Annotated in this window: 7 protein-coding genes; 5 read left to right on the plus strand and 2 right to left on the minus strand. The window is 70.5% G+C overall.

Features of this window, described 5'->3' with window-relative positions; genetic code table 11:
* The first annotated feature begins 104 nt into the window (after positions 1-104).
* Together PUT80_RS14415 and PUT80_RS14420 are read left to right on the plus strand one after the other, a co-directional pair.
* On the plus strand, positions 105-2,207 hold the full coding sequence (locus PUT80_RS14415; RefSeq protein WP_275292223.1) for a primosomal protein N': 2,103 nt from the start codon (positions 105-107) through the stop codon (positions 2,205-2,207).
* A 437-nt stretch (positions 2,208-2,644) separates the two neighbouring features.
* Complete coding sequence (locus PUT80_RS14420) at positions 2,645-3,190, plus strand: GNAT family N-acetyltransferase (RefSeq protein WP_134730954.1); 546 nt, start codon at positions 2,645-2,647, stop codon at positions 3,188-3,190.
* Positions 3,191-3,194: 4 nt separating this feature from the next.
* On the opposite strand, the gene PUT80_RS14425 is transcribed toward PUT80_RS14420, so the two are convergent.
* A complete protein-coding gene (locus tag PUT80_RS14425) occupies positions 3,195-4,352 on the minus strand; it encodes a hypothetical protein (protein ID WP_275292224.1) in 1,158 nt (385 codons plus the stop codon).
* Positions 4,349-5,416 (minus strand): helix-turn-helix transcriptional regulator, encoded by a 1,068-nt coding sequence (locus PUT80_RS14430; RefSeq protein ID WP_134730950.1) that lies wholly within the window; start codon positions 5,414-5,416, stop codon positions 4,349-4,351. Before PUT80_RS14430 ends, PUT80_RS14425 begins: the two co-directional genes overlap by 4 nt.
* A gap of 253 nt (positions 5,417-5,669) precedes the next feature.
* On the opposite strand from PUT80_RS14430, the gene PUT80_RS14435 reads away from it, so the two are divergent.
* The 3 genes from PUT80_RS14435 (at position 5,670) to PUT80_RS14445 (ending at position 7,392) form a co-directional block, all read left to right on the plus strand.
* Positions 5,670-6,290 carry a hypothetical protein gene (locus PUT80_RS14435; RefSeq protein ID WP_037814607.1) on the plus strand — a complete coding sequence of 207 codons (621 nt, stop codon included), beginning with the start codon at positions 5,670-5,672 and terminating at the stop codon, positions 6,288-6,290.
* Positions 6,291-6,324: 34 nt separating this feature from the next.
* Positions 6,325-6,987, plus strand: a complete 663-nt coding sequence (locus tag PUT80_RS14440; RefSeq protein ID WP_037814608.1) for a Crp/Fnr family transcriptional regulator — start codon at positions 6,325-6,327, stop codon at positions 6,985-6,987.
* 120 nt (positions 6,988-7,107) lie between these two features.
* Positions 7,108-7,392: a hypothetical protein gene (locus PUT80_RS14445; RefSeq protein WP_199817737.1), complete on the plus strand. Its 285-nt coding sequence runs from the start codon at positions 7,108-7,110 to the stop codon at positions 7,390-7,392.
* The last annotated feature ends 374 nt before the right edge of the window (positions 7,393-7,766 follow it).

Genomic DNA, 7,766 nt, shown 5'->3' on the forward strand with positions numbered 1-7,766 from the left:
GGGGGAAACCTCACACAATCAGGCTTCGGGGTGCCCCGCCGCACCCTCCCCCGAAGGGGAATCTCCCCGCCGCACTGTCGGACCAGTCTGGTAGAGATCTCCAAGTGACCAGCTCCGAACCCACCCCCCTATGGGACCTCCCGGAGCCTTCGCGCTCCGCCCCGGAGCCGAAGGCCACCCCGGCGAAAAAGCCCGCCCGCAAACCGGCACGTTCCCGAAAAGGCCAGCAAACCCCGGCCCCCGAACTCCCCGTCGCGAAGATCGCCGTAGACATCCCGTTGGCCCACCTGGACCGCACCTTCGACTACCAGGTCCCGGAAAAACTGCACGAATCCGCAGTCCCCGGCTGCCGGGTCCGGGTGCGCTTCGCGGGCCAGCTGGTCGACGGCTACCTCATCGAACGCACCGACACGACGGAGTACGAACGGAAACTCGCCTACCTGGAGCGAGTCACCTCGAGCGAACCCGTCCTCCCGCCGTCGCTGCACGCCGTCTGCCGCTCGGTAGCCGACCGCTACGCCGGGACCCTTTCCGACGTCCTGCGCCTGGCCCTGCCCCCACGCCACGCGAAGACCGAAAGCGAGCCGCCCGCGGAACCGGCGCCGACCCCTGAGGCCCCGGACGTCTCCGCCTGGTCCCGTTACCAACGTGGCGAAGCGTTCCTGGAAGCGATCGCCGAATCCCGTCAAGCGAACGCGGTCTGGCAGGCCCTCCCCGGCGAAGACTGGCCGCGCCGCCTCGCCGAAGCGGCCGCCACCGCGGCGGCCCAAGGCCGAGGTGCCGTCCTGGTAGTCCCGGACCACCGCGACCTCACCCGGGTCCACGAGGCGTGCATCGAACTGGTGGGGGAGCAGGGCGTCGCCGCGCTGATCGCCGGGCTGGGACCGGCGGAACGGTACCGTCGCTGGCTTTCCGTGCTGCGCGGCGCGGTTCGCGTGGTGGTCGGCACTCGCGCGGCGATGTTCGCGCCCGTCGCCGATCCCGGTCTGTTCGTCGTGTGGGACGACGGCGACGATCTGCATCTGGATCCGCATGCCCCGTACCCGCACGTGCGGGATGTGCTGATGGATCGGGCGCATGCCACGAAATCGGCGTTCCTGGTCGGCGGATTCGCCCGGACCGCCGAGGCGCAGCTGCTGGTGGAATCCGGCTGGGCGCAACAGATCCAGGCCGATCGCGCCGAACTCCGCGCCGCCGCCCCGCGGGTGACCCCGGTCGGCGAGGACTTCGACGTAGCGCGCGACGAAGCCGCCCGGGTCGCCCGGCTGCCCGCGGTCGCGTTCGAAGCGGCGCGCCAAGCTTTCGCCGCCGGATTGCCGGCTTTGGTCCAGGTTCCGCGCCGGGGTTACGTTCCCGGATTGTCATGCGGCCAATGCCGGACGCCCGCCCACTGCCGTCGCTGCGCCGGTCCGCTGGCATTGCCCGGCGGGTCGGCGGACGGTGCTCCGCGCCCGCCCGCCTGCCGGTGGTGCGGCGTCCCGGAGACCGCTTTCCGTTGTCCCGCTTGCGGTTCCGTCCGGTTGCGGGCCGTGGTGGTCGGCGCGAAGCGCACCGCCGAAGAACTGGGCCGGGCTTTCCCCGGGGTTCCGGTCCGCACTTCTGGCGCGACCGAAGTCCTGGCGACCGTCCCGGGCCGCCCGGCGCTGGTGGTCTGCACGCCGGGCGCGGAGCCGGTCGCCGAAGGCGGTTACGGCGCGGCACTGCTGCTGGACGGCTGGGCGTTGCTCGGACGCCAGGATCTGCGTGCCGCGGAAGAAACCCTTCGCCGCTGGATGGCCGCCGGCGCGCTGGTGCGCCCGGCGTCGGGCGGGGGCCGGGTGATCGTCGGCGCGGAAGCGGGGCTGGCGGTGGTGCAGGCGCTGGTGCGCTGGGACCCGGGCTGGCACGCGAGCCAGGAACTGGAACAGCGCCGGGAGCTGGGTTTCCCGCCCGCGATGCGGATGGCGAGCGTCGAGGGGAGCCCGGCTGCGGTGGCGAGCGTGCTCGACGACCTCCCGCTGCCGGACAGCGGCGAGGTCCTGGGCCCGGTCCCGCTGGGCGACTACGACGACGAGGGCAACGCGGAACGCGAACGGGCACTGGTACGGGTGGCCCGCCCGGACGGCCGCGCCCTGGCGACGGTGGTGCGCGACGCGGTGGCCCGCCGGGACGCCCGGAAAGCGGTCGAACCGGTGCGGGTGCAGCTGGATCCGCTGGACCTGATCTAGGCGCGGTGCGGCGGGTAAGTGGTTGTTCCGCTGCGAGCACGGCTGGATCGGCTGGACCTGAGCGAGGAGCAGAGCGGCCGGGCAGCGGTCCTCCCACCGCCGCACAGACCCGTGAACACGACTGGATCCGCTGACCCCCGTCCCGCCGACCGCTCATTTGCGCGCAAAACCCACCACCGGAAGCGGCTTTCCGCACTACCGCCCGGTTTCCGTTTGAATCGGGGCGTCCCGGGGTGTATTGGGGACGTGGAAACCGGGGGAGGGGCGCGGCGGCGCAGGGCGGCCCGTTGCTCCGTTCGCAGGACCGCGCTGCGGCATTCGCCGTCTTCGCGGTGCCCAGGCGCGCACTTACCCTTGAGGCCGGGCGGCCAAGATCAGGACCGCGGCCCGGGCCTGCCGCTCGCGTGCCCCGGTCCCGCGGACAGGAGTCGGCGTTGATGGGCGAGGTCTCGATCCGGCCGGCTGAGCAGGCGGACCTCGCGGCGCTGGCGGGGATCCTCGGCGACCAGGGGTTTTTCGAGGACCGGTTCACCCGGCAGGCGAAGGGACTCGGCGTCCTGTTCGCCGCGTGGTGCTCCGCGCGGCCGGTCGGCGCCGTGTACCTCTGGCTCGAGGACGCCGAGGAACCGCCGATCCGCGGCCACCTGCCGGGCGTTCCGCTGCTGAACCATCTGGAGGTCGCCCCGGACGCTCGCAACCGCGGCATCGGCGCGGCTCTCGTGCGCGCGGTCGAGGATTATCTGGTCGGTCATGGTCACGCGCTCGGCGCGCTCGCGGTCCGCACGGACAACACGCGCGCCGCGAGGCTGTACCGCCGCCTCGGCTATCACGACTGGGGTCACGGCACGGTCGTCTGCTACGCCGAGCGCGTTTCGCCGGACGGGCGCACGATTCTCGAAGCCGAACGCTGCCACGTGCTGGTGAAGCGGTTGCCGGACGACCGTCCCGCGCCGCTTGCCACCCGCGGCTGCGGCGAACGCTGAACCTTCAGGACTTGTGCACGATCTCCGCGATCCCCAGCGTGTCGAACGCGGCGTCCGGATCGCCCGGCGCGCCGTGGCGCGCGCGCAACGACAGCAGATGCGTTTCCCAGGTGTCCCGGTCCCGTTGCCAAGCGCGCAGGTACCGGACGCACAGGTCCGGCTCGATCAGCAGGCTGCGGCCGAGCGCGGCCTTCAGCGCGGCGACCATCCGGTTCTCGTACGCGCCGGTCAGGTAAGGCGCGTCCTGGACCTGCTGCAGCGTGGTGCGGATGAACGCCCGGCGGCTTTCCAGGAAGTCCGCCCAGTACGCGACGTCCGCGCCGGCGATGCCGAGACCGTTGTCCAGCAGGCCGTAGATGCCCTCGGCGAGCGTGTCGCCCAGTTCCTCCGACCGGGCGCGCACCGTGTCGCGAAAGGGGTCGTAGTCGTGCTGGTAGGCGAAGCTGGTGATCGCCGTGGCGCGCAATCCGGTCGCGGTGAGGAGGAAAAACCAGTCCTCGTTGTAGATGTCCGGGAAGAACGACGAGAACGCGGCGCGTCCGACGGCCAGAGCGCCGCCGCCGACGAACGTGTCCTGTTTTCCGCCGGACTCGCGGTAGGCGTGGCACACCACGGAGTTGTCCGGCATGCCGATGTTGGCCAGGCCCGCCGCCGCGTACTGGTCGAGCAGACCCGCGGCGGCGCGCAGGTTGCTCGGGCGAAGGAGCGGGATGTCTTTGTGCGGGAACAGCCGGATGTCGTCGTCGAGGAACAGGATGCGCTGCCAGCCCGCCAGGTCGGCGACGAGCACGCCGAGGTTGCGCTTGAAGCTCGTGTCAGTGCGGCGCAGCAGGCGCTTCGCCTGCAGCAGCTTGCTCGTCGCGAACGGCGGGACGGCGCCGAGACCGGCGGCCTCGTCGGTGTCGATCGCGCGGACTCGCACCCCGGCGCGCTTCCCGGCGAGCACCGCGTCGGTCGCGCGCGCGTTCTTGCTGCACAGCAGCAGAAGCGTGGCGTCGGCTTCGCGGGCGGCGCGGAACGCGTCCTTGAGATAGGCGGCGGGGCGGCCGTTGGGCACGACGATCGCGTCCAGCCTGGCCTGCGGCGCGTCTTCGGCGGCGACGTGGTGCAGCAGCCGCTGATGCGTCGTGTGCTGCGCCGGCGCTGCGACGGTCGCGGTCATGTGAGGCTCGATTCTGGCCACTCGTGCAGCCGGTTTTCGGGCAGGGTCCAGTCAGGGGTGAGCCCCTGGTTGTCGAAGACCGGGACCCGGCTGATGATGCTGAAGGAATCCGCGCCCGCGAAGCGCTGGTCGAGGTAGGCCTGGTTGCGGTCGCGGAAACGGCGGTCGGTCAGCGCTCGTACGGCCCCGAGGGTGCCGCGGCCGTACATTCCGTTGCACACGGTCACGGTGCGCTTGCGGTTGAGCGGGCTGACGCCGTGGTAGAAGTGCGCGACGTCCTCGAGCAGGATGCCGTCGCGCAGTTTGGCGCTGAACCTCTGGGTGCTGCCGTCCGGGCGGGTCACTTCGAACCCGGTGTCCAGCTGGTCCTCGTCGCCCTTGCGGCTGATCTGGCGGACCGGCACGTCGACCCGGTCGAGCAGCGCGCGGGTCTGCGGGTTCCAGTCGACGCCGCCGAGCAGCACCAGGTGTGCGGTGTACTCGTCCGCCGACAGCGTCGTGTTCTGGTCGGTGGTGCGGAAGGTGACGTTGCTGGCCGGGTTGCACGCGCGGATGTGGCCGTAGAGCTCGAGCAGCGCGTCCGGGTCGGCGTAGGTGTAGAGGTTCACGTAGTCCGGGCTGGACGGGTCGGTGTAGGCGATCCGGTACTTCTCCGGCAGCTGCGCGCAGACGATGACGATGTCCTGGTTCGGCGGGAAGTGCCACAGGCTCGACGGGGCGAACACCGGCTGGGCCGGCGGGTCGTCGAGGTCGCCGCGCAGCGCCTGCAGCTCCGCGAGCAGCTCCTTGCGGACGGTGTGCTCGTCGTCCGTCAGGTTTTCGGTGTCCAGGAGATGAAGCTGGGGGCCCTGCACCGAACGGCGGGTGGCGAAGAAGGTCGCGTACGCCTCGAGGCGGTGCGGCGGGGGCGTCACCGGCTTCGCCACGTTCTCCCACGACGACAGCAGGCCGGTGCTCACGCCGAAGGCCTCGGCGAGCTGCTTCTGGGTGAGCACCACGTCGGACCAGCTCTCCTTGCGCAGAGTACGCAGGCGAGCGGCGAGCGCGGGGTTGGGCTGAGACACGACTTCAGACCCTTCAGTGAAGTTCAGTCAGGCGTGAATGGCGGGGATTCTACACCCGGGAGGCCGGAGTGGCCGGACGGGCCGGGGTCGAGTGTCGGCGAGGGTTCAGGGGTTGCCTATCTCGGACTTGACCCGCACCTGAATCGAAGATGTCGTGTGCGCGACACCATTGTTTCAGTACGGGCCCACCCTTATAGTAGCTGCTGTGAAAGTCTACTAGATTTCAGTAGCTTCCTGAAATAAGGGGGCGGTCATGGACACCTCAGCAGTACCGGCACCAGTACACCGAGCCATCGTGGTCGTCGACATCGAAGGGTCGACCACCCGTACGAACCCGGCTCGGGCCGGGCTCCGTTCGGTTCTGTTCGCCCTGCTCGACGAGGCGTTCCGGGCCGGCGGCATCACGGAGCAGTTCCGGGATCCGTTCGTGGACCGGGGCGACGGGGCGCTGTGCCTCGTCCGGCCGGTCGACGAGGTGCCGAAGACGGTCCTGCTCGCCCGCGTGGTGCCCGCGCTCGCCGACCTGCTCGCCCGGCACGGCGACCAGGAGCCTGAACTGGCCTTCCGGCTGCGCGTTTCGGTGCACGCCGGCGAGGTGCACTACGACGCGCACGGACCGTACGGCGAGGACATCGACATCGCCTGCCGTCTCCTCGACGCCCCTGATCTGAGACGCAGGCTGCGCAGCTCCTCGGGGCCGCTCGCGCTCGTCGTCTCGAACGCGATCCACCGCTCGGTCGTCCGGCACGGCTACGCCGGGATCGACCGCAGCTCCTTCGCGCACGCCTTCCGCGTGCGCGTCGGCGGGCAGCGGACCCGCGGCTGGGTCCGCACCACCGACGCCGTCCGGCCGGGAGCGGGACTGATCGCCTGACCGGTCCGGCCGACGACGAGGAGGGGGGACCGCCGTGGAAACGATCGGGTTCTGGCCGGCGCTGGGCGCCGCGGAGCGCGCGAAGTTCGAAGAGCTGTCCGTCCGCAAGGCTTACCGGCGCGGGGACGTCCTCTGCCGCGAAGGCGAGCGGGCCTCGGTGGTGCTTCTCCTCCTTGCCGGGCACGTCCGGATCACCAACGCGACGCCGGACGGGCGCGAGGTCGTGATCGGCGTCCGCGGCGCGGGCGACGTGATCGGCGAACTGGCCGTGATCGACGGCGGACGGAGGTCGGCGACAGTGCAAGCGCTCGACGAACTGGACGTCCTGGTCGTGCCCGCCGCGCGGTTCGTCGCGCTGTGCCGGCGCGAGGCGGCGATTTCCTGGGCGCTGCTGCAAGTTCTGGCGGACCGGATGCGCGACGTCGGACGGCAATGGCTCGACATCGGCGGCGGGACGGCCACCCGCCGCGTCGCCGCGCAGTTGATGCAGCTGGCGGTTCAGCACGGCGTGCGGCGAGGTACGGATATCGAAGTCGCGGTGCCCGGAACGCAAGCAGAACTCGCTATGACAGCAGCGATTTCGCGCGAATCGTGGGCACGGGTGACACGGGAACTCCGCCGCCAGGGGGTGATCAGCACCGCGCGCGGCAAGGTGACCGTTCACCGGCTCGCGGAACTGCGGAGGCTCGCCCGCTGAAACGTGTCAGCTGACACAGATTTCCCGGCGCCGCCGGGGTTTTCTGGAAGCACACCACCGAGGGAGGCAGTCATGGAACCGTTTCTTCCCGCTCCTCAGCCGGTTCGCTGGCGTCGGGGGGTGTACGCGGCAGCTCTGGTCATCCCGTTCACCGTCGCTCAGGTGTGGGCGCTGCTGGTGTTGCTGAGCCTCGAATCGCTCCACGGTCTCGTCGGACAGGCCTTCCTGGTGACCCTCGCCGGTTCCGTCGTCGCGACGGTCATCGGCTGGCGGTGGGTGTGGCAGTTGGGCTCGGAACGGCGGCGGGTGCGGGCGCGTGAGGAGATGCGCAGGCGGGCGTACGAGAACGTGCGCGAATTCGGGCGGGAGAGTTTGGCCGAACCGCGGATAGAGGTGCGGTTATGAGTGCCGTGCTGGCTGCTGCGGAGAGCGCTGCTGCGGAGAGCGGCGGGCAAGGGGTGTCGGCTGGGGTTTTGGTGCTGGCGCTGGTTGTGTTGATCGTGGTGGTTCGGGTGCTGCGGTGGGTTGCCGGGCTGGCGGTGCGGTTGGCTGCTTCGGTTGCGGCTGTGGCCGGGTTGGTTGTGGGGGCGGCTGGGGTTGGGGGGTTGGCGACTATTACTGCGGTGGCTATGGCTGCTTCTAAGTGAGTTGGCTCGGCTCGTCGCTTGGCGGCGACATTGCTTTTGAGGGTTGCGTGGGGCACCCCGAAGGTTGATTGTGCTGACGGTTCGGGGGTGCTTGTCAAGGCGGGAAAGATGCCTTGACAAGCACCCCCGAAC

This window comes from Amycolatopsis sp. La24 (genome assembly GCF_029087445.1).
In the GTDB taxonomy this organism is placed as follows: Bacteria; Actinomycetota; Actinomycetes; order Mycobacteriales; family Pseudonocardiaceae; genus Amycolatopsis; species Amycolatopsis nivea.

Excerpts from the sequence above, each read along its gene's own strand:
- PUT80_RS14420 (WP_134730954.1), top strand. The coding sequence starts at position 2,645 with ATGGGCGAGGTCTCGATCCGGCCGGCTGAGCAGGCGGACCTCGCGGCG.
- PUT80_RS14425 (WP_275292224.1), bottom strand. The coding sequence starts at position 4,352 with ATGACCGCGACCGTCGCAGCGCCGGCGCAGCACACGACGCATCAGCGG.
- PUT80_RS14435 (WP_037814607.1), top strand. The coding sequence starts at position 5,670 with ATGGACACCTCAGCAGTACCGGCACCAGTACACCGAGCCATCGTGGTC.